Origin of the sequence: Prevotella lacticifex (genome assembly GCF_019973375.1) — a bacterium.
Classification (GTDB): domain Bacteria; phylum Bacteroidota; class Bacteroidia; order Bacteroidales; family Bacteroidaceae; genus Prevotella; species Prevotella lacticifex.
In genome coordinates this window covers 353,616-374,081 of the sequence record NZ_BPTV01000002.1, presented here as the reverse complement: position 1 = coordinate 374,081, position 20,466 = coordinate 353,616, and the positions used below count along the sequence as shown (strand labels likewise).

19 protein-coding genes are annotated in these 20,466 nt (G+C 38.0%); 1 reads left to right on the top strand and 18 read right to left on the bottom strand.

The window, feature by feature from the left end; genetic code table 11:
• Positions 1-56: 56 nt before the first annotated feature.
• From LDN30_RS16465 to LDN30_RS11965, 8 genes are all read right to left on the bottom strand, one after another.
• The gene (locus tag LDN30_RS16465; protein WP_306421522.1) at positions 57-1,328 is read right to left on the bottom strand and encodes an A1S_2505 family phage non-structural protein; all 1,272 of its coding nucleotides are present in this window, start codon (positions 1,326-1,328) and stop codon (positions 57-59) included.
• A gap of 25 nt (positions 1,329-1,353) precedes the next feature.
• The gene (locus LDN30_RS11995) at positions 1,354-1,824 is read right to left on the bottom strand and encodes a hypothetical protein (RefSeq protein WP_223929629.1); all 471 of its coding nucleotides are present in this window, start codon (positions 1,822-1,824) and stop codon (positions 1,354-1,356) included.
• 213 nt (positions 1,825-2,037) lie between these two features.
• Positions 2,038-3,024, bottom strand: a complete 987-nt coding sequence (locus tag LDN30_RS11990; protein WP_223929628.1) for a DUF4407 domain-containing protein — start codon at positions 3,022-3,024, stop codon at positions 2,038-2,040.
• Between the two features lie 11 nt (positions 3,025-3,035).
• Positions 3,036-3,644 (bottom strand): hypothetical protein, encoded by a 609-nt coding sequence (locus LDN30_RS11985; RefSeq protein ID WP_223929627.1) that lies wholly within the window; start codon positions 3,642-3,644, stop codon positions 3,036-3,038.
• Positions 3,645-3,703: 59 nt separating this feature from the next.
• The gene (locus LDN30_RS11980; RefSeq protein ID WP_223929626.1) at positions 3,704-4,177 is read right to left on the bottom strand and encodes a hypothetical protein; all 474 of its coding nucleotides are present in this window, start codon (positions 4,175-4,177) and stop codon (positions 3,704-3,706) included.
• A gap of 8 nt (positions 4,178-4,185) precedes the next feature.
• Complete coding sequence (locus LDN30_RS11975; RefSeq protein ID WP_223929625.1) at positions 4,186-5,052, bottom strand: hypothetical protein; 867 nt, start codon at positions 5,050-5,052, stop codon at positions 4,186-4,188.
• The gene (locus tag LDN30_RS11970) at positions 5,036-5,269 is read right to left on the bottom strand and encodes a hypothetical protein (protein ID WP_223929624.1); all 234 of its coding nucleotides are present in this window, start codon (positions 5,267-5,269) and stop codon (positions 5,036-5,038) included. Before LDN30_RS11970 ends, LDN30_RS11975 begins: the two co-directional genes overlap by 17 nt.
• 89 nt (positions 5,270-5,358) lie before the next feature.
• Positions 5,359-5,547 carry a hypothetical protein gene (locus LDN30_RS11965; protein WP_223929623.1) on the bottom strand — a complete coding sequence of 63 codons (189 nt, stop codon included), beginning with the start codon at positions 5,545-5,547 and terminating at the stop codon, positions 5,359-5,361.
• A gap of 324 nt (positions 5,548-5,871) precedes the next feature.
• Between LDN30_RS11965 and LDN30_RS11960 the strand changes: the two genes are divergently transcribed.
• Positions 5,872-8,964: a CHAT domain-containing protein gene (locus tag LDN30_RS11960; RefSeq protein ID WP_223929622.1), complete on the top strand. Its 3,093-nt coding sequence runs from the start codon at positions 5,872-5,874 to the stop codon at positions 8,962-8,964.
• Here the strand turns inward: LDN30_RS11960 and LDN30_RS11955 are convergent.
• The 10 genes from LDN30_RS11955 to LDN30_RS11910 all read right to left on the bottom strand — a co-directional run bounded on the left by LDN30_RS11955 (position 8,961) and on the right by LDN30_RS11910 (position 20,466).
• Positions 8,961-10,079 (bottom strand): DNA polymerase beta superfamily protein, encoded by a 1,119-nt coding sequence (locus tag LDN30_RS11955; protein ID WP_223929621.1) that lies wholly within the window; start codon positions 10,077-10,079, stop codon positions 8,961-8,963. The genes LDN30_RS11960 and LDN30_RS11955 overlap by 4 nt on opposite strands.
• Positions 10,072-11,511 carry a zinc-ribbon domain-containing protein gene (locus LDN30_RS11950; RefSeq protein ID WP_223929620.1) on the bottom strand — a complete coding sequence of 480 codons (1,440 nt, stop codon included), beginning with the start codon at positions 11,509-11,511 and terminating at the stop codon, positions 10,072-10,074. The genes LDN30_RS11955 and LDN30_RS11950 overlap by 8 nt, the downstream gene beginning before the upstream one ends.
• Positions 11,512-11,542: 31 nt before the next feature.
• Positions 11,543-12,154 carry a hypothetical protein gene (locus LDN30_RS11945; protein ID WP_223929619.1) on the bottom strand — a complete coding sequence of 204 codons (612 nt, stop codon included), beginning with the start codon at positions 12,152-12,154 and terminating at the stop codon, positions 11,543-11,545.
• A 68-nt stretch (positions 12,155-12,222) separates the two neighbouring features.
• The gene (locus LDN30_RS11940; protein ID WP_223929618.1) at positions 12,223-12,753 is read right to left on the bottom strand and encodes a hypothetical protein; all 531 of its coding nucleotides are present in this window, start codon (positions 12,751-12,753) and stop codon (positions 12,223-12,225) included.
• Positions 12,754-13,040: 287 nt separating this feature from the next.
• Positions 13,041-13,910: a His-Xaa-Ser system radical SAM maturase HxsC gene (gene hxsC, locus LDN30_RS11935; RefSeq protein ID WP_223929617.1), complete on the bottom strand. Its 870-nt coding sequence runs from the start codon at positions 13,908-13,910 to the stop codon at positions 13,041-13,043.
• Entirely contained in the window at positions 13,907-15,307 is a 1,401-nt protein-coding gene (hxsB, locus tag LDN30_RS11930) for a His-Xaa-Ser system radical SAM maturase HxsB (protein WP_223929616.1), read from the bottom strand. Before hxsB ends, hxsC begins: the two co-directional genes overlap by 4 nt.
• Positions 15,304-15,606: a His-Xaa-Ser system protein HxsD gene (gene hxsD, locus LDN30_RS11925; protein ID WP_223929615.1), complete on the bottom strand. Its 303-nt coding sequence runs from the start codon at positions 15,604-15,606 to the stop codon at positions 15,304-15,306. Before hxsD ends, hxsB begins: the two co-directional genes overlap by 4 nt.
• Positions 15,607-15,612: 6 nt before the next feature.
• Positions 15,613-18,999, bottom strand: a complete 3,387-nt coding sequence (locus LDN30_RS11920; protein WP_223929614.1) for a CHAT domain-containing tetratricopeptide repeat protein — start codon at positions 18,997-18,999, stop codon at positions 15,613-15,615.
• Positions 18,986-19,618 carry a hypothetical protein gene (locus tag LDN30_RS11915; RefSeq protein ID WP_223929613.1) on the bottom strand — a complete coding sequence of 211 codons (633 nt, stop codon included), beginning with the start codon at positions 19,616-19,618 and terminating at the stop codon, positions 18,986-18,988. The genes LDN30_RS11920 and LDN30_RS11915 overlap by 14 nt, the downstream gene beginning before the upstream one ends.
• 104 nt (positions 19,619-19,722) lie before the next feature.
• Positions 19,723-20,466 (bottom strand): DUF2971 domain-containing protein, encoded by a 744-nt coding sequence (locus LDN30_RS11910; protein ID WP_223929612.1) that lies wholly within the window; start codon positions 20,464-20,466, stop codon positions 19,723-19,725.

The following is a 20,466-nucleotide window of genomic DNA, read 5'->3' as shown; positions in this document are numbered from 1 at the left end:
TAAAACTTCAAAGATGTTGATGCATCATGTTTTGATGCACCAACATTCATGATTAGTTATACATACGCCCTATCAGTATATATCCAAAATGCCTTTGGCAGCTTTACATTTGCCAGGTTAACTGCCTTTCTAAACATTGGAGCTACTACATAAGGAGTATATCCTGCAGAGCCACATCCTACGGTCGTAACAAGGAAAGTAAGTTCTGGGTGATCCTTTGCAAAGTCGCAGAATCGGTCAATTGATTTATACATCTCCTCTTCCGTTACGCCATCGGTTGTGATGGCATACGACTGGCCTTGTAATCCTTCCGCTTGTCCCATTACTGCACCGAACTTTGCCACTGCCATTGCAGAAGCGCCACCATTATGCTGACCATCCTTATTGCTTCCGAAAACAAACACCTCATCTTTTCCAAGTGATGTGATGTTACTGGGCGTTATTCTGTTTTCGTCAATGTCATTGTCATAGTAATGACCGCTGTTTCCTCTGGCACCAAAATCGTTCATTTCGTCAGCCATAAACTTACTGAAGAAACGCATCTGTGCGCTTGAACGTCTACGGCTCTGCTTTTCTTGTTCCCACATTTCATGCATTCCTTCTTGGGTCTGCTCGAACTGCATGGAATTATTGATGTTCAGGCGGCTTGCGTAATCTGCCGCGTCGATATTGGCACCGACAAAGGTAAAGATAACATCCATCTTCTTCAGTTCGTCAATAAGCAGGCGTACCTTCTCAATCGTATATTCATGAGAGTCATTCTCATAGCCGTCCGTTATGATAGTCACATAGCCAAGAAACTTCTTGGGCTTGATGATTGCCTTTAGCTCAGTCAATGTATAGCCAAGTGCATCAAACAACGGGGTACAAGAATTGGGCTTGTAATCCCAATGCGTAATCTCCTTCACTTTTTCCACCTTGACGTTCTTTGCAATGTAACGGTTGTTGCCAGTGCAGAAAAGGTAGATGGATACGAAATGCCGTTGGTCAGGATTGTCTTTCTGCATCTGCCGGATAGTCTGAATGGTTTCATTACACCCGGAAATGGTCTGTTGCCAGACACAGGACATAGAGCCACTTTCATCAAGAACAATAAGATGGTAGACACTAATCTTTTCGTCAGCTGAAGTCGATTTCGCTTCTTCCTGACCACAGCCTTTTGGTTTGGTCGCTACATCATTGTTCATGTCTTCTTTGGTGTTGTCTTTGCTACCGATAGTCTGATGAGCTTGTGACTCTTCAACAGAAGGGGATTCTTTACCTCCTTTGGCAGATGCTTGAGCGGCATCTTCTGGTTTTTTTCTGAATAGTTTACTGAAAATCGACATGTTCGTTGATTTTAATGTGTTAGTATTAATATGTTGTTATTGTCGTATTGCCGAAATCATCGGTATGTGCGCTATAATAGTTTCCGTTGCTGTCATAACCAGTCGTGTTGCCGAAATCGTCAGTATGCAGGTTATAGTAGTTGCCATTGCTGTCATAGCCACTGGTGTTCCCGAAATCATCAGTCCTTGAATGATAGTAATTACCATTACTGTCATAACCTGACGTATTACCGAAATCGTCGGTGTGAGAATGGTAATAATTACCGTTACTGTCGTAACCCGAAACGTTGCCGAAGTCATCCACTGTATAATGTGCGTAGTTACCATTCATATCGTGGACTGAGATGGATCTTGGAGAGCTGGTTGCATGATAAAAATTCAAGTTCGAAGTCTCCTCTTGCTCATAATCATTATCCTCTTCATCCTCTTCGTCGTCATAATAGTATTCGTCTGAAGAAGAAGTAGATGGATAGCCGGTAAAATTGGCATAATCCATGTCTCTTGCCACTCCCTTGGAGCTATCCAGCGATGAGATTGAACTGTTATCAGAACGATTTTCATCGTTATGAGACTTAGAGTTGTTTGCACTGCAAGCGGTAAAGACCGCAACCATGATGATAAAATAAATCTTTTTCATTGTCTTGCTTTTTTTGTTTCTTTACCCTTTATGACGAAGACATGTTTATGGTTAACATCCGACTCGAACTTTTTATACGGCCATCTTGCTAAATCTGTTCTCCGTGTTTGCTATCATATTCTTCTTCAAGTTTAACTGATGCTCCACTATCAATTCATAGTCACATTTGTTGTCTCCCATCTTAATGGTTAGGACAAATAGTTCCAGAAATGTAAGGAACAGGAAGAGGATAACGTAGAATACCAATGAAATCCAACTGTCAGATATAACTTGCAAGGTTGCCTCAAGCTCTTCAATGAATCCGGTCGGTCTCGCTTGTATTTCAGCACGGGTGTTCTTGTCTATGTCTTTCTTGTTGTTTCTGAGCGTCTCAAGCTGTTGATTATAGATTTTCAGCTGCTGTTCGTTCCCCTTTGCCTGCTCTGCCCTAGGGTTAGGAACAACGGTCTTGTTGACATTGTGTACCTTAACCTTGCGCACGTTGCCATTGGCATCAGTTCCTGCTACTTGCTCACTGGTAGATATAGTAGTTATTACCGATGTTGGATTATCTGCCAAGTCCCTATACAAGGCTTCGTTCTTCACATTCAAGGTGTCTATTGAAGCATTTATTTTCCTCATGTCTGCGTCATAAATGGCAAGCCGCTTGTTTATCGTCTGTTGAATTACATCCTCCCTATGGTCTTGTATGGCTTGCTGGATGTCATTACTGAATATGATTTGGTCGAAAATGCTTGAGCCCAACAAAGCCATGCATAGTGCCAAAGCTATTCGCATTGCCGCCATCATTGTTGCCTTACCCACCGTAAGGATGATGACACGCTCGACACATAGGATGATAAACATAAAAACTATTGCTATCGCCAGCTTCGGAATCAAGGTCTGTATTCCTATATACCGCTCAGCACAACAGTATCCTATAGTTCCCCAAAGAATCATCATGATTGATATGGCAGAGAGGAGCTTTCTGAACTGCCTCTGACTAGCTTCACCACATTCTTTCAAGATGTTGGGATTCCAACCGATAAGAAAACATCCTATTCTTTCAAAAATGTTCATAGGTCTTTCTTTTAATGGTTCTCACTATTGATGAATGCAGCCGTCTGTGCGGCAATACCTTTGTTGAAACCGCGACGATAGGTTTCTATCATCGTTGTCATCTTCGGGTCGTCTGCGTCCAGCATCTTCTCCATCTCTTCTATTTCAGCCAGGTGCTCAACATAGATTTCACGACGAGCCTGGAGTATTGCTACACTTGATGAGATGAATGCCGCTTCTGCTTTTGCTTTCTGAACATCAAGCACAAGGATGTTGTCCTTGTAACGAATGCTTATTCTCTTGAAGAGCATTTTGAGCTCATTACGGATAATCTCCTCTTTAGCCTTCATATAGCTTAAGTCAGAGTTGATAAGGGCATCTTGATAGCCCTCTTCTTCACGGTTCTTGTGTATAAAACTGAATATCACATCTATAGGCTGGCCAGTACCCCATGTTATCGTGATATACTTGCTTCCATCACCATTTTCCTTTTTTTCCTTCTTCTCGTTCTCAATAGTGGGTTCGCTCACAGGAAGGACCGGCTCTTCGTTGGTGGCAGCATTAGGGCTGGCAATTTCCAAGACATTGCCAGAAACGTCCGTTTGATGGTCTTTGCGACCAAAGAGATTAAATATTGACATTTTCTTGAAGCTTTTATTGTTATTATCTCTGCATCTTTATGTTCAAAAGAAATGATTGGTTAACACCAGACTTCGTTCTTTTCCTGGACTATTTGCATGACAAGCAGATCTTTAATGGCATTATCTATAGTTGTTATACTTTTGTGAAGTGTCTTCACAGCGGGTTCTTTCTCATTTTCAGCTAAACCTTTGACGAAGTTCGTTATACCTATCCAAGTCACTGGCAGTTTGTCCAAACACTCCCGCATCGCTTTCGGCTCTGAAAACACGAGGCTAGCTGCTAACGTATACCGAGCATATATTTCATTTCCAGTATCAATGACATCAGCGATGTTTCCATATTTGCCAACTTCCGTATACATGTATGCGAAAATACATTCTATAGTCTTCAATGAACGCACATTGTCATCAATTTGCTTGTACTTGATGCCATCAGAGAGACTAGTACTGGTAAGCCACATAATAATAGTCTGGCATGAAGTCACAGTTTCCTTAATCTCACATTCTGTAAAAGTTGTATTTCTTTGTTTCATATTCACTATTATTGAATGTTTACATTAGATGGAGTCTGTGTAAACTCACGTATCTCATTACTCGGTATTGTTATGACAAACTCATCATGAGAGTAATTACCGACTATACAATAGACCAATCCTGTATGGCTTACCTTGCACATGTCAAACAACGTCTTACTTTCTGGGTCTTTCAGCCCTTCTTCTATCATAGAAGTTTTTATAAGAGCCCTGTTTGAACGCATGGTTGCAATCGAATAGAGACTTTCATCAATCTGCATCGTGATAACGATATGGTCTCCTTCAAGTTTATAGTCTGTCATTGTCATACCCTCATCCACCTTCATTGGGAGATTTACCCTTTGTGATTCTATACTGAGAGACAGAAGATTGTATAATGCCTCATGTGGATTTAACTGATACCTTTCCCTGAGTCTCTTTATGTCTTCAACGGAAGCCTTACACTCATAACGTCCTGTTGCCGATTCCGTTATTACGACTTTCAACCCACAATTCTGTCTTATCAACAAATCCATCAGAAGGTCGCCCTGGTTGCCACCTTGTGCATTGATACAGAGGAAGCACATAAGCAAGGCCTCCTTAGCTTTAGTATCGCTGCCAAGGCTGCTCATAAGGTTATGGAAATCATGGTCATACTTGAGATAGTATGTCACGTACCCATTCTCCAATTTAATACCTGTTACTTCACCTTTGCCTAAGGCGGCAGGTATTGGACAGTCTCTGTCTGCGCGTTCAACAGCAGCGGCAAATTCAGACTTTTCATTAGACTGGGCAATGGTAGGTTTCATTACAGTCTTTGCAACTTGAGCAAATATCATCATGCATAGGAATAGAATTCCAATGGATGAAAGAATTATTTTAATGACCTTCTTCATTGTTCGAGTTATTTTGATTGTTTGGCTTCACACCTTTATCCTTGCTGCCATCCTCCTGCTTCTTCCCACTATTGCGCAACAAGAAGTAAGCTGGAATGAATGAGAATAATGACAACCCAATAAGGCGGCCAATCATTTCTGCTGCGTTGGGAGCAATAACACTTGGCAAGCTTACGATGCCAACGATGAAAAACAGAATTCCAAATACTTTCTTCATATTATTTTCTTTTTAATATAAGTGAATTATTATAGTCTTTGCTCTTTATGTCAATCTTATGTTCAAGGTTAACAAATCTCATGAATTAACTACCATATAAAGAATATCCATAGTAATCCCTTTATCTCCGACAGGATGCTGTCAATGAAGATGATTTCCAAGATGGAGTCTGTGCGGCAATAGCCTATAAAGAACACGATTGTCGCTATCTGGCTTATAATGAGATAGAGATACATAAGGCATCCTATTACTCCCGAAGCAGTGTTTTCTGAATCCATAACAATCTATTTTATGAAGCCATTCCGGCGATTAATAATGCTACCCATCCAGCTACGATTAGTTGTCCGAGACAACCACCGCGACCGAACATATCCAACGGCCACATAGGGCCAAACAGAATCGCTAACACGATGTAAATGATAATTGCTGCTACTAACATATTTCCTTAATTTTGTTTTCTCTTTATGGCAAGAGAGATGAAAAGGTTAACAGAAAGTACTAAAAAATCCAGCAACTTTTATTGAACCTATGATGAAAAAATAACCTTTCCCAATCCTGATTAGAAAGTTTTTTGTAATTTTGAAGCATAAAACGAAAGGATTATGACCAATCTCTATAAGATACATATATTGATTTTTTGCATTCTTTGCCCTTTATTCCTTCAAGCACAGGATTATACTAAGGAAGATGTAGACAAACAAATAGAAGACTTTGTTAATAAGGGGTGGTATACTAATGCTTCTAACCTAATGGTTGAATATGCTAATTATGTCCTCGATAATAAAGACTCTCTTTCCGCTCTCGAATATCAAATTGAAAACTGCAAATTGGTAGATGCTCATTTAGACTACTTTAAAGAATGCGGATTAACGTCTGAAATGTATTTAGCTAATTATACTATGGTGATGTTTCTGCAAAGGCAATTAGGACAAATCGATAATTCTATTAGAACATACTTAAAGATGTATCTAATAGCCGAGCGTGAAAATCCATCGAAATTGGCTTTATACACAGAATTCATATCGTCAGCACTCGGTGACTGTACTTCTAAGGAGTTTGCAGACTCTGTATATTGCCTTCAAAAGAGCTTAGACAGGATAAAAAAAGATACTATTAATTCCAGAAACGTTCATGATTATGTATGGTTTTGCGAATGTTTCTATATGAATAGAATATATAATAGTTTTGATGGACATTTTATAAAGAAGCTTCCATTAAAAGAAATTGAAACTTGGCATGAAAGGAACTCTGATTATATTGAAAAGCTCGATACTACCTTATATAAAAATGACATTGTAGATTATGAGCTATTTCTGGCAGAGGAAATATGTTTGCTGGCTAATTCTATTGGTGCACAATGGGAAAAATACATAGAGGCGGTATCCATTTATTTATCAGTTATTGATAGGCTAAAACCTTTTGTATCTTTGAGCGATAAAATCTCTATTAAAATAGCATCTTGCTATGCAAATATGGCCCAAAACTATTATGAAATAGGAGACTATGCAAGATGCAAGGAATACAGCGACATGGGGTACAAGTATTTAAATAGTCATATAGAAGATTTTGATTATTGTGATATTCTTAACATCTTGTCTTTAAACGCCTACCATACAAATATGCGCAAGCTTGCAGCAAATTTGAAGTTAGAAGAGTTATCTATACGTGAAAAATTAAACTGGGAACCATCTTTATCAGATTGGCTGATTTATTTTATGTATGTTATTGATGATAATCCCCAAATGGTATTAAATTTAAAAGACATAGTAAAAAATTCACGACATGACATAGTTGACGTTCCTACATTTTATGGATACATTGGCAATGCTTATTCTATGCTGATGACAGAAAACAGGAACTATAACGACTCAGCATTTTATTATTATAAAAAGGCGTACAACTCCATAAAAACCAACTTTAACCAACTTAAAGACGAACAATATATAAATATAATTGGTAGTCTTTATAATAGTATGACCGACCACTATTTGCGTTTAGGAATATTGGACAGTGCCTATGTCTATGCACAACGAGCATACCAGATCTTCTATAATAAAACTGGTAGTTATAAATATGCGGATATGGCATATTTATCATGTATGCTTCATGATACTAAAGGAATTCGCTCTTTTCTACCAAATTATTATTATGAATTAGAGAGCGAATTATGTAAGATTTTGCCTGTATTGGGTTCTGTTGAATCAAGTTTATTCTTGAAAAATGGTTCAGTTAGATTTTATGCAGTTCCTGAATGGTGTTATTACAATCCTACAGATACAACTTGCCTTGGCATAGCTTACGATAACGTGTTATTTCAAAAAGGACTTACTCTTCGGTATGAGTCTTCTTCTGTCTTAGTCAATGAGGGCATTGGCCTATTGGCATACAAGAAGAATTTGGACTTAGCACGTGATAGTATCTATAGGATTCAAGATGAGCAACGACGTTTTTTGGCCTTAACAGAGTATGAGCAAAAAGAAAGGAAGTTCTTACAAGCTGTTGATGAGAAACAATTAAAGGTACATTGGCGTGATATTCAGAGAACTTTACTTAACAATGAGTGTTGTGTGGAGTTCATTAAGTTTACTAAAAATCAATATACTTGGATGCCTTCTGTTGTGACAAAGTCTCATTATATGGCTTTAGTATTAGACAAAACCCATGAGTATCCGACTCTTGTTGATTTATTTGATGAAGATGAGCTAAATGACTTATATTATTTCCAACCTAAATCTTATGGGAATGAAGTTGGAAGTGACATATATAATAAGGTGTGGGGAAAACTGTCGCCATTCATTGGCAATAAGAAAGAGGTATTCTTTTCGCCAATGGGCTTACTAAACCTTATCAATATTGAAATGCTAACTGACAGCACAGGTGTTACAGCTTGTGAAAAGTATAATCTCCATAGGGTCTCTTCGACTAAGCAGCTTCTCTCTTTAAGGCAAAACGAACAAATTCATTCAATAGTTACATTTGGTGGTATTGACTACAAGAAGGCTGATGAACATTCTACATTGATGGACAGTCTTAATACTCGTGGAAATTGGTCTTTCCTTTCTGGCTCAGTCAAGGAAGTGCAAAGCATCGAGAAAACATTGTCTAAAGATTCTATAAGCGTAAGGACGGTTACTGGCAAGAATGCGACTGAGAAATCTTTCAAAGCTTTGGATGGAACTGATGTTTCTGTCATTCATATAGCGTCACATGGTTTCTATATTACTCCTGCGAAAAGGGCTAATATACCATATTATACAAGAAGTAATGATACTCAGTCCATTCAAGATGAAATGTTCTACTCTGGACTCATTATGTCTGGCGGTCAAAAAGCATGGGAAAATGGGACGTTCAGCTTGTCAGCTGATGATGGTATTCTCAGTTCCTATGAAATTTCAAAAATGGATCTCCATAATGTTAAACTTGTCGTGTTATCTGCTTGTGAGTCTGGCTTGGGAGACAATCTCTATGACGGCATCTGTGGGCTTCAGCGTGCATTCAAAAAGGCAGGGGTTCAATCTCTGTTAATGAGTTTGTGGAAGATAGACGATGCATCAACAGCTGATTTCATGTCCTTATTCTACAAGAACATTGCTGTAGGGCAGTCCTTGCAAGATTCATATCGGCTGACCATTTCGGAAATGAGAGCAAAATACAAAGATCCTTACTTCTGGGCTTCATTTGTTTTGTTGGATTAAGTGCCTTCTTGTAATATGTCATTGAATAAGCCCTGCAATTCCTTATAATCGCTTAAAGGCTTTTCCTCGGGTTTGTAGTCGCCGACGATTCCCTTGTAACGTTCCGACAATTTGTCGATTAGTTCGGACAGACGCTCTTCTGTATGGTAATTTTCATGCTCCTTTAGGCGTTGCTTGGCACCGACCAACCTTGCTATTGACATCTTCGTTTCAGGGTCTGCAATCGTTCTTTCTGACAAAGCACTTATCTTCATGGATGGCAGTGTTCGGAACTTCTCTATCCACATGCATGACAACAAACCACGCAGAGAATAGAGTAGTTGCTTAGATGTTGCTGTACCATCCTTTATAGACCGTTCATTTGAGAGATATAAATTCAAGTAATAGTACATTGCGTTTAGTGGTTTGAAATAACCATCGGCTATGTCTTTCAATTCTTCATAGAACTTTGAATTGTAACGAAACAGCTTTTGTGACCGAAGTGTTTCAAAACACATAGGATTGCCCTTTGCAAGTTGGCTTAAGAAGTTTCTAATATCATACCCTAACATATCGACACCATCGGCGTATGCCTTCACAACAGTCTCATGGCTGTTGTCATTGCTTTCATACCACTGTTGGCAATGAAGATATACAAAGCAAATATCAAAATCACTTTCAGGAGAATTCCATCCCCATAAACGACTTCCAGAAAGACTTGCATGGAGTACTTTCACTCCGAATTCCTTTTCAATGTCTTCTATATGTGGCCGGATTGTTCCTTTGTCATTCCGAATTTCACATGACCTCCATCCAAGCGATTTGCTATCGTACATTTTACGCAAGTATGGAGCCCAATATCTGAAATCATTAACTGGGCCTATACGAAAGCCATTGTCGTAGAGGTCGAAACATCCATGACTAAAGCCACGATAACCACATCCTTCAAGCATGACAATTGTTATAGACCTCTGCACGCCTATATAGGTTACATTATACGTCTTGCCAACTTCCAATACATCGGAATAGTCATCAAGCCAGTTTCGTGTAGAACGACAAATAGCTGTCATCCCTTCTACCTTATTAAAGTATTGACTAAGTTCTTCGGCCTTAAAAGTGTATCTTTTACTATTCATATACTTTTTGCAGTAACTCTTTTGCTTTTTGATTACCTTGTGCTGCTGCCATTCTCCACCATTTTTTAGCTTCTTCTATGTTCTCTGGTATGAGCCATTTGTAATCATTAACATCAATCCTTGAAATAATAACCGTTTCTGCTAAATCTGTGTCATAATATTGCTTAATTTTCTCACCTTCCCAGCTATATCCAAATTGTCTTTTTATTTCTTTATGCGATCCAGACTTTACCCTGACACCATCCCTATAAAGAATGCCATAGTTCACTTGAGCATTCGCATCACCTTTTTCTGCACCTGTTTTAAGAAACTCTATGGCTTTTGTCCAATTCTGAGGAACGCTTACTCCGTATTTATACGCGAGTCCCATATTATTGAAAGCCGGCGTATAATTCCGTTTGGCAGCTTCGTTCCACCAATAAATTGCTTTAGCAGTATCAGGATCTATCACATATAATGGTTCATAAAATTTCGTATCACCACTTTTAAATTTATATTCTCTTGTTCCGATGTAAATTTCTCCTAATAAGTATTGAACAGAAGCGTCACCTTTATACGCAGTATTTTCTATGTTCTTTAGTGCTTCACTTCTATATGGGCGCATCTCAGAACTAATTCTACTATCGTCAACATCCTTATAGCCCCAATTTGCATTGCTCAGTAATATCTTTTTACTAATCTTAATGCGCTGTGCTTCGTTTCTTGAATGCAGATTATTAATAATTTCTGCGCACGCTCCATTTAATCGTTCTTTTGGAAGATATTCGTCATAATAATAGCTGTAGCCACCGATGCATCCAAGAACAATAACACCTATAATTGCGGTAACAAGCAAAACTTTCCCTATCTTCTTGATTATGTTACGCATCTTGGTTCGTTTTTCATTCGACATTTTTGGTATTTTTACTTTTTTAGGAGCTCCAGCAAATGAGTTGAAGATCCCTTTTATACGAGTTAATAAGGAAGCACCTGTCAAACTTTTATCTTTTTCATCTGGCAAACTCTCTTTTAGTTTCCTTCCACAGTAGCTACAATAGATAGAATCCACGGGAATCTGTTTACCGCAATATCTGCAATATTTTTTTTCTGAGATTGGATTTTGATTAATGACTGTATTTGTATCGGGCACCTGGTTAGCATCACCTCTTTCTTGTGATACATCAGAATCAACATTTGTTGGGAAGTTTTTTCTTTCGCCAAAACTTTGCGGCTCATCAGAATTCTCTTTTACAGCATCTTTCTTCTTTGAAAGTTGTGTTTTTATCAAACCTGTGATGGATCCTATTGACAGATACAGTAAATAACATATGAGTGCGCCCAAACCACCAACTATTCCCCAATACAAAGGATTGCCTCCTCTAGAATGAGGATGCTGGGCGAAGGCAATAGCACAAAAAGAGATTATTGTAATTAGCGAATATAGTCTTTTCATTTTCAAGTTGGGTTTGTTTAGCAACAAGTGTCTATCTTTTTATTTTCCTTGCGACGAATGGCACGACGAACTGGATTACAAGCAACACCATCCATATCCAGAATCCAATTTCCCACAACACTGACGGCAGAATAGTTACATGAAGCACCCATTTCTGCAAAACAAGAATTGCCCAGATTATGATTATGATGACGTAGATAGGAGCTATAGCCTTATTCACCATGCCGAAGAAACAATGGTTCTTGGCTATCCTGTACTCGTCCTTTCTTGGCTCTATTTCGCAAAGTTCTTTCAGGGTCTTATAGCCTTCATTATAATTGGAAAGCGAATTGCATACTATGGCCTTATGCTTGAGGATTGTTTCCAGAAACTTGTGATATGATACAGGTTCAAGTTTGCCCTTGTATTGTCTTAGTATATCTAAGGCTCTGTTGTCAAGTTCCAACGCATCAGCTGTATACCCTTCATTATAAAGATATGTGGCATATTGATAATGAATCGCTATTAGCGACATCATTTCGTCGTATGTCGTTGCGACGGTGGGTTCTTCCAGCTCTTTACGATACTGCTGCCATACAAGGTCAATGCCTACTTCCCCACTCATGACAGATTGCATTATGATAACGAGTTTGTTGGCTTCCATATTTCTTTTTTGTATTATAACCTTCTTTTTGTAAGTTTATTGTGTATATTGGCAATTAGCTACAGACCCTATTTTTCATCAGCCATCATTACATTCCGTTCTTCCTCAAGAGGTTCTAACAATGACTTTTTTAGTCCATCGAAATCTCGCTCAGCATCCTCAAGCATTTCTTTTTCTTCTGCAGAAGTTTTTGAGTTAAGCCGTTCCTTTATGAAAGACTTTGCCTCTTTTTCACGTCCAAGCATGATTAGTGAAGTTAGTGTACATACCGCACCATCTGTTTGCACTTTTTCACTATTTGATTTTAGGAACGAACGTGCAACCGTAAGACTCCTTTCCAAATAATAATTTGCTGAGTCCATTTGATTCATTGTGATGTAATAGCCGCCAAGACTTACCAGCCTCTCATAGCTGTTTTCTGGGTATAGATTGAATATTCTGTACCCCAGTTTATACGCTTCTTTCTTCCTGCCAAGCGAGGCAAGAGCCATCTGCTTACATTCGAGGTACTCAACTTGATTGGCTTTTACCGTGTCCATAACCACCAGTGAATCTACTTTACGAATTACCATTGGCGCAGATCGCTTGTCTTTTGCCATTGTCTTCAATGCGATATACATCTCTGTGTACATCGTATTCACCTTCGTCAAAGGTGACTTAATCCGAGAATGTATAAGGATGTCGAAAGAATCCTTGTACATCTCGTCGTAAGCGCCAAATGTGTCTTGACTTTGAACAGACGTGTTCACTGGCCTTGACTGTTTGTTACCACAACTCATCATCACGGATGCGAGTAAGACTGCTAAGAAGTAAATGCTCTTTTTCATTTTTTTGTTTTGTCTATTTACTCTTTATGCGAAAAGAAGTAAAAGGTTAACAACGTATTTCATTTTTCTGGCATTAATCCTTTGAATTTTCTTTTGGAGGTAGAGAATAAGCCACAACATTCAATCTTTAGCTTACAAATTTTACATATATCTAAGTAATTTGTTTTCCAATCCGATATACTCTGCTTTGCAAATTTACGGTGAGTTGGTGGCAACAAGCACAAAGGAAGATTGTATATAGAGACAGGTATTCGCCATTGGTCGAGTATGTCAACAGCCTTACAAAGTTGATGGATGTACTCTACCGGCTCTATCCATATAGTTTTGTCATTCTTAATGGCATATCCAGTGTCTTCCATTGCCATCAATGCTACCCAGGAGACAAATGTAAGATTCTTGAAGATGTACTCTGCTATCTGAGGCAGTCGCTGATAGTTGAGCTTGTTGATGACGATACGGAGTTCAATGCAGCATCCTTCTTCAGAAAGATTATATAGGCCATGCATTGTTTCGTTAAAAGCGCCTTTAGCACCAGCAATTAGGTCATGGTCTCCACAATAGTCAGAATGGAATGGTATACCAAATATCAATTTGTCACCTCCTGCTACAGCAAGGCGGTGGGTATAGTCATTGAGTTGGAAGTTGCGCCCATTACTGAGGATGTGGATGCTTGTGTTTGGCAACTCCTGCCTTATAAGCTCAACCAACGATATCAGTTTGTCACCTGCGAGCGTCGGTTCACCTCCTGTAATGCAAACTTCTTTGGTATCTTTCGGAGCAGTCTTGATAAGTCTTTCGTTATGGGCATAGAAAGCATCTATGTCATCGTCGTTGTGAGGTGGCTGACAACACATGATGCATCTGTTGTTACACTGATTGGTAACGAAGAGCACGTTGCTATTGGAATTTGCTTCAAACTTATTCTTCATCGCAACCAACTCCTAAATATGGGGAGAACTTCTTCCCCACGTGTTATTATCAAGCTTATCAAGTATTCAATGATAGCCTTGTTTTTCTTGCACACTAATGATGTAGGCCGAAATCCGTACATATCTCCTTGAGTGGAGTGATGGCGTACAGGGTCGGCACCACAGAATTGCTTCAACGCACAGTCAGCACAGCCTGCCAATGCCTCGTTGGCCCATACCTTTGCCATATTACGAACTTTCTTGCCATAAACAATGTTCTCATATTTATCATGGACATTGCCAAGACGGAATGTATAGTCGTATATTTCTGCAAGCATGCGTGACTCATCAGAGGCATAGACATAACCGTCATAGTTGTAGACCAGGACAGAGTTGACAGTACCAGCTGGAGATTGTAAGTCCACAAAGCCAGTAGTGAAAGGAGTTAGCATCTTGCGTAGAATGATAGAAGCATAGTTTTCACGGAAGAAGGTTCCCTGCTTGTTAATTGACAGTATATGCTCAAAAGCCTTTTTGTAAAACTCTATAAACCTATCGTTGTATTTGTTCCAGTCGTTATTCTGAGCAGCTAAACCGTATGGGTTTAAGGCACGAAGAAAAATGTCATGGAAACCATCATTGACGTATTCATCAACTATCTCATTGGGATAGTCAAGAGAAAGCTCAGATGTCGTCATCAATACCGACACTGCATCCTGCCCAAGAACTTCTCTTGCTTTAGTTATACCTGCTATTGTTTTTTCATAACTGTCATCACGGCCACGGTCTTTGTTGTGTATGAAAGCAGGACCGTCCAAGGATGTAGAGATAAGTACATGGTACTGCTTGCAGATGGCAAGTAACTCGGCTGTCAATCTGCGGCAGTTGGTACATAGGACATATGTGAGATTACGCTTCTCTGTCTTGTTGATTTCCTCAGCCCTCTCAATCCCGAACTTCATCAAATCCGGCATAAGACTTGGCTCTCCACCTTGGAATTCCATGGTTAGGTAATGCGAAGGCGACTTGAACATCAGCCTTACCGATGCTTCCATAGTGTCAAATGTCATTGAGCAATGACTACTGAACTCTTCTTGGCTCGATGCTTGGCAATATGTACAATTTTGGTTACAACGCAGAGTTAGGACGAAAATATGTAACGCTGTCCGCTGGTCGAGAAAGTCCTTCTTTGCCCTCAAACGTGAAGCATATATATCAAGCAGAGTCGGAATTGTCTCTTCAGAAATGAAGAAATTGGCAACCAAGGACTTATACAACTCCTTGTCATCCAAAGTGTGGTCGATGATTTTACGCACAGTACCATTATCGGCGATAATCATATCGCCGAGTTCATTCACAAGAACCTCTTTGCCAGAAATCCGTGTGAAATTGAATGGTAGCAACGTATATTTTCTCATTCGGTCAAGTCCTCCTCTGTTAAATCATCGAAGTCAGCAAAAGCCTTTGCAAAAAGGATGGTTCGTATGTCATTAGTCTCGTCTTCAATGATGTTCCGCAGCTTTTGGTCATTGAGCATCTGAAAGACCTTGTGGTGCAATGTCTTCTCATCAATCGGCTCATCTTTAATACTGGTAATGTTCATAATCTCGGTATTACCATTAAGTTTTCGCTCAACGGCATAGTTCCCCGAAAGCCAATACACCACTTTGGATATTACGCTGTCAGAGTATATATCACGATTTACTTCTAAATTCATATTCTTTCAGTCTACTAGAACAAAGCCAGCCCAATAATAGGGAGTGTCAAATAAAAAGTTCCCTTCACCATCTTTGTAATTCCTTACATATTTGATTGCTTCTTTAAGAGAATTTGATTTTGTTTCACCATTAAAAAGATTCTTGTAAAATTGCGACAACATCAAAATTGTTGCATTATTATCAACCTTCCATAATGAAACTAACAGCGATTTCACACCTGCTTTCTTAAAAGCACGTTGCAAGCCAATAACTCCATCACTTTCCAAATCTCCCAATCCTGTTTCGCAAGCTGCTAAAACAACAAGATCCACACTATGAAAATCTAATTTGGATATTTCTCTTGAAGTTAATATGCCATCATCCATATTATTAGGCAAAGAGCCGCCTTTTAAAACGATATTGGCACCAGACATTAATAGCCCCGTCCTTGATAATATACGGTCTTCGCCCATCCCTATTGAAGTCATATTTGGAGTTTGAGGAACGACTCCGCCATTGCTTGAAATGGAATTTCGCCAATAAAATCCATGTGTATCCAAATGAATTAAGTTTGTATTTTTGAGTGGGAGGTGTTTAAAAGATTCTTCAGTACCTCTATCCTTTGTGTAAATTAATTGATTAATATTTTGGGGTATGTTATTAGAAATTGTATCTATTTCTTCAAGCGAGCCATACAGGAAATCGACACCACTCCGCTGTTGAATATTATAGGAACGAGTTGCCTGATAATTTTGAGAGAAAGCCACTCCATCTGACTTGTTTTGTTCCATTAACAAATCTTCTGATGAGTCATAAAAAAGTCCACCGTATAAAGCAACTGTTCGATAGTCAGGCAAAGCCTTAGACATTAATATTTCTCTTGTTGAGGATAGCCTACGCATATAAAAGGCATCAGACATCAATCGGGTTGAATCATAAGCGAGATATTCTATAGGGATATTATATAGCATGCCTGTTGGGGCAAAGTAGACAGTATCGATATCTTTCAAATCTTGTTTTATTTTTCCCCATATAAGTTTTGCCAGACTATCTGTAGACAAAATCGCATTATAGTTTAGAGACTTCAGCGTGGAGGAAGGACACAGCTTAACCAAATGAGGTTCTTTTACGTCTTTATGTACAGTAAGCGCATAGTAATTCTCGTCTCCATTATCCGATGGAATCAAAACAAACTCAATTGCTATGCTGTTTGGACTTAAACGTTCCTCTATATCTTTCCAGGAAACCTTGAAATTCCGTGAGAAATCAGATAATTTGTCAATGTGCTTTAGAATTTCATGTTCTTTTGTACTGATCATGAAATAAAGACTATCTATTTCTGATTTTGAATTGCTATTATTTTTAGTAAACAGGTAAGAAACCTGTGCCTTAAGTTTTTTTAGTTCGGCCCAAACATTGATTAAAGATTCTTCATTAGAGGACTCCACTATTTTATCTATTTCAACATCTGCCGCTAAAAGAATACTCTTTGTCATCAAGGTTGAATTGTATAGCAAACAATATGCATATGAGTTATTTAACTTAAGGCAAAGCGTTGGAAGAGTGATATAGAACCACTTTTTGTTTTTATTCCAAAATTGTGTACGCTCATAAGAAGACATACCGTAAAAAGTTGTCAGGACTTGTTCTTGCAATAAGCTATACACTTCGTCAAGAGAAATCTGCGCCTTGTCGAATTCTGAAGATTTTACATAAAGATCTGCTAATTCTTTCGAGCAGTCGATATATTGGTTGCTTCTTTTACCAAATAATTGATAAAATATATTCTGAGCGTTCTTAAAGGATATTATTGCAGAATCCAATTCGTTCTCATCCTTATATATATTCCCCAATTGGCTCAATGACACAGCATAGTCTGCATTAGATGTTCCAAGTAAATCTCTGTATATGTTTAAAGCCGCGACTTCGTATTCAATAGCATGTTTGTAATCTTTAGATAGTAGATAACAAGATGATAAATTACTGTATGTTGTAGCAACGTCGGGATGCAGGCTACCAAATAATCTTTTTCTTATCGCCAAGACATCCTCATTTAAGCTAATGGCCTTAGGATAATTTTTTATATCTGCATACAGTTTTGCAAGATTATTGAGTGATATTGCATAATCGGGATGGCTTGTACCAAATAATGTGTTAAGAATTGACAAAGATCTTTCTTGCAGTTCAATAGCTTTATGGTAATCTCCTAATTGCTCGTAGTATTCGGAATAGTTGTTAAGGCAAGCTGCCACTTCTGGACTAATTGAATCTCCTAAAGCAATATACTGAGACATCGTTTTGTCTTGATAATATAAGGCTTCGTCTAACAAACCTAAAGAAGAATAATATCTGGCTACATTATTATATGAAAGTGCTAAATCCCTATGTGTCGTGTATAGCTTTTCACGCAATGACAATGCATGAAGACCATATTCTAATGCCTTATTAAAATCTCCAGCCGTTGCATATAAATTGGCCATTAGATTTTCACAGACAGCACGTTCTTCAAATGAGACATTAATGTTTTGGCACAGTTTAATGGCATTCTCCATTATGTTGAAAGCTTCATCTATCTGACCCAATGCTGAATAATATTCGCATAGGTTATAATCACTTTCCAAAACATCTATTGTATCTTTGCACAATCTATTACTTTCTTTTTCAAATTCAAGAGCCTCTTCGTATTTCCCTAAATAAGAAAGATACCTACTTATCTTCCAACGTGTATTAGTAAACATCTTATCGGAAGAATTCATACAAGACAGATTTTCTTTAGCCAAACGCAAAGCATCATTGAAATCCCCAGTATAGTCATAAAGATTAATGAGACCTTGCCTTGTGCCAATGATTATCGCATCATTGGCAGGGTAATATTTCTTATAAATATTCAAGGCTTCTTGCTTGTAACTTATAGCAGATGAATAATTATCTTGTAAAGAGTAGATATAAGAAATTTGATCAAGAGTTCTCCCGACCAGCAAATGTTCATTTCCTAACAAAGAAGCCTGCATTGACAAGCAACCATTGAAATCGGATAAAGCACTGCTATATTCTTTTAAATGAATATGCTGGAATCCTGCGTCGTACAAAGAATCAGCATCTTTCACAAGATGATAATCTATAGGCTTAAAATTAAAATCATCATTATATATTAAAGCGGAATCTATGTCTGAGAGACGATAATAGCAATATGCTAGAGCCTCAGTTGCGTAGTACTGTTCATGGCTATTTAGTTTCCCTTTCCGTTTTTCATAAAATGACAAAAAATAAGATTTGGCTGCACATATATTTTCTAATTCTATCATCTTTAAACCAGAGGCATATAAAGAATCAATAGAACCATTATTCCCTTTGGCCGAAATATAACCAAACAAAAGGAATAGAAATAGGAACAAACTTTTATTTCTTGGCATTCTTCTCTTTTTTTATAACTGATAGAGTATTGTCATCAACGATGCCTGTACTTCTCAATTTATATTTTTCTTGAAGTCTTTTGATTGAAGAGAATACCTTTTTGTTATAGACAGTAAATCCATATTTTTTTGTTATCTCTTCCCTTTTAAGCAATTTAATTTTAACAAGAATTGAAACCAGTTCGTCGACATCTGTCCCATACATATTTAAAGATAGGCTTCTATCGCCTAATTTATACTGGGAAGCATCTCTTCTTGATGATACAGGTGCAAAACTCTGTTTGTTTTTGTCTACCCTTACAGTTCCTCCAGCAGAATAAACTGACTGTGCGCTGTAATTCTGTGATGTTGAAGAACCATTCCCCGAAGAAGAATAATGCGATGAGTGTGAAGCATGTGAGGCATGAGAACTATGTTGAGCAATTAGTGATGTTCGGCCTTCTCTGTTCACTTTAAGAATATTCTTGAAAACTTTTCTGTTTGCCTTTCTTAAAGAATCATGGTTGATGTCTTTATCAGAAGACTTAATAGACAATGCATGGGCTTTCGGCGAATGAAGTAATGAAACCATCGCCGAAATTAACATGCTTCTAATAATCTTCTGATTACCATTTTTCATATCATATTTGTTGATGTAATCTTACAATTTCAATCTTTAATATGACCTCAAACACCATTAATTTGTGTGATATAGCTATTTCCTAAAACCCTTATCCAATTATCTTAGGTTAGAGAAACAAGTGATTTCTGTATCCTAATTCTTTGAGAATATTTTGATAATATTCTTGAAAGTGAGAAATGATTTCTTTCATATTCACATTTTGGTCCAAGTGTGATACTTTTTAATGCGGCAAGCGGTATCTTAAGCTCTTTGAATGGTATTATCAAATCTGAATTTGGATTAACTCGGAATTTATCCTCTGTATCCATCACATGGATTCTCCACTCTCGTTCAGCTGTGAAGGATTTATCTTTATAAACCAGTAGTTTGTCAACAATGAGTCTATCTAATGATAATACGTTGTTGTCAGTTATAATCTTTTCAGAACCATCTTCTTTTAATATGTCGACAAGCTCGCCTTTGCTAACATATTTACAAATATCCAATTTTCCTTTGCTATATGTATGATATTCTTCATCAAGTATCGGCTTGTCAAGTCCAATAGCGACACCTCTTCCTTGGTCTGCATAGCAACGCCACATATTAAGGTCATCGCATAGCTCTGACAATGACAGAACAAAAGGATAGCCAGTTCTATCAAGAGAAAGCCATAGTTTATTTTCATTTATCCCTATCACTTTTAGAGCCTCAAGAAGCAAACGACCATCATTCAAGTCATTTAGAAATGAAGCATGAGTAGCCCTTAATGTGAAATAAGCTTCATTTTCTGAAGTTGGCTTTATATTGCTAATGATGGCATAAAGGGCTTCTAAAGAAGTATAGTGGTATAATAATTCTTCTTCCAT

Bases quoted from the DNA above. Each gene is read 5' to 3' on its own strand.
- LDN30_RS16465 (WP_306421522.1), bottom strand. From the start codon at position 1,328: ATGTCGATTTTCAGTAAACTATTCAGAAAAAAACCAGAAGATGCCGCT.
- LDN30_RS11995 (WP_223929629.1), bottom strand. From the start codon at position 1,824: ATGGATTATGCCAATTTTACCGGCTATCCATCTACTTCTTCTTCAGAC.
- LDN30_RS11990 (WP_223929628.1), bottom strand. From the start codon at position 3,024: ATGAACATTTTTGAAAGAATAGGATGTTTTCTTATCGGTTGGAATCCC.
- LDN30_RS11985 (WP_223929627.1), bottom strand. From the start codon at position 3,644: ATGTCAATATTTAATCTCTTTGGTCGCAAAGACCATCAAACGGACGTT.
- LDN30_RS11980 (WP_223929626.1), bottom strand. From the start codon at position 4,177: ATGAAACAAAGAAATACAACTTTTACAGAATGTGAGATTAAGGAAACT.
- LDN30_RS11975 (WP_223929625.1), bottom strand. From the start codon at position 5,052: ATGAAGAAGGTCATTAAAATAATTCTTTCATCCATTGGAATTCTATTC.
- LDN30_RS11970 (WP_223929624.1), bottom strand. From the start codon at position 5,269: ATGAAGAAAGTATTTGGAATTCTGTTTTTCATCGTTGGCATCGTAAGC.
- LDN30_RS11965 (WP_223929623.1), bottom strand. From the start codon at position 5,547: ATGGATTCAGAAAACACTGCTTCGGGAGTAATAGGATGCCTTATGTAT.
- LDN30_RS11960 (WP_223929622.1), top strand. From the start codon at position 5,872: ATGACCAATCTCTATAAGATACATATATTGATTTTTTGCATTCTTTGC.
- LDN30_RS11955 (WP_223929621.1), bottom strand. From the start codon at position 10,079: ATGAATAGTAAAAGATACACTTTTAAGGCCGAAGAACTTAGTCAATAC.
- LDN30_RS11950 (WP_223929620.1), bottom strand. From the start codon at position 11,511: ATGAAAAGACTATATTCGCTAATTACAATAATCTCTTTTTGTGCTATT.
- LDN30_RS11945 (WP_223929619.1), bottom strand. From the start codon at position 12,154: ATGGAAGCCAACAAACTCGTTATCATAATGCAATCTGTCATGAGTGGG.
- LDN30_RS11940 (WP_223929618.1), bottom strand. From the start codon at position 12,753: ATGGCAAAAGACAAGCGATCTGCGCCAATGGTAATTCGTAAAGTAGAT.
- hxsC (WP_223929617.1), bottom strand. From the start codon at position 13,910: ATGAAGAATAAGTTTGAAGCAAATTCCAATAGCAACGTGCTCTTCGTT.
- hxsB (WP_223929616.1), bottom strand. From the start codon at position 15,307: ATGAGAAAATATACGTTGCTACCATTCAATTTCACACGGATTTCTGGC.
- hxsD (WP_223929615.1), bottom strand. From the start codon at position 15,606: ATGAATTTAGAAGTAAATCGTGATATATACTCTGACAGCGTAATATCC.
- LDN30_RS11920 (WP_223929614.1), bottom strand. From the start codon at position 18,999: ATGCCAAGAAATAAAAGTTTGTTCCTATTTCTATTCCTTTTGTTTGGT.
- LDN30_RS11915 (WP_223929613.1), bottom strand. From the start codon at position 19,618: ATGAAAAATGGTAATCAGAAGATTATTAGAAGCATGTTAATTTCGGCG.
- LDN30_RS11910 (WP_223929612.1), bottom strand. From the start codon at position 20,466: ATGGAAGAAGAATTATTATACCACTATACTTCTTTAGAAGCCCTTTAT.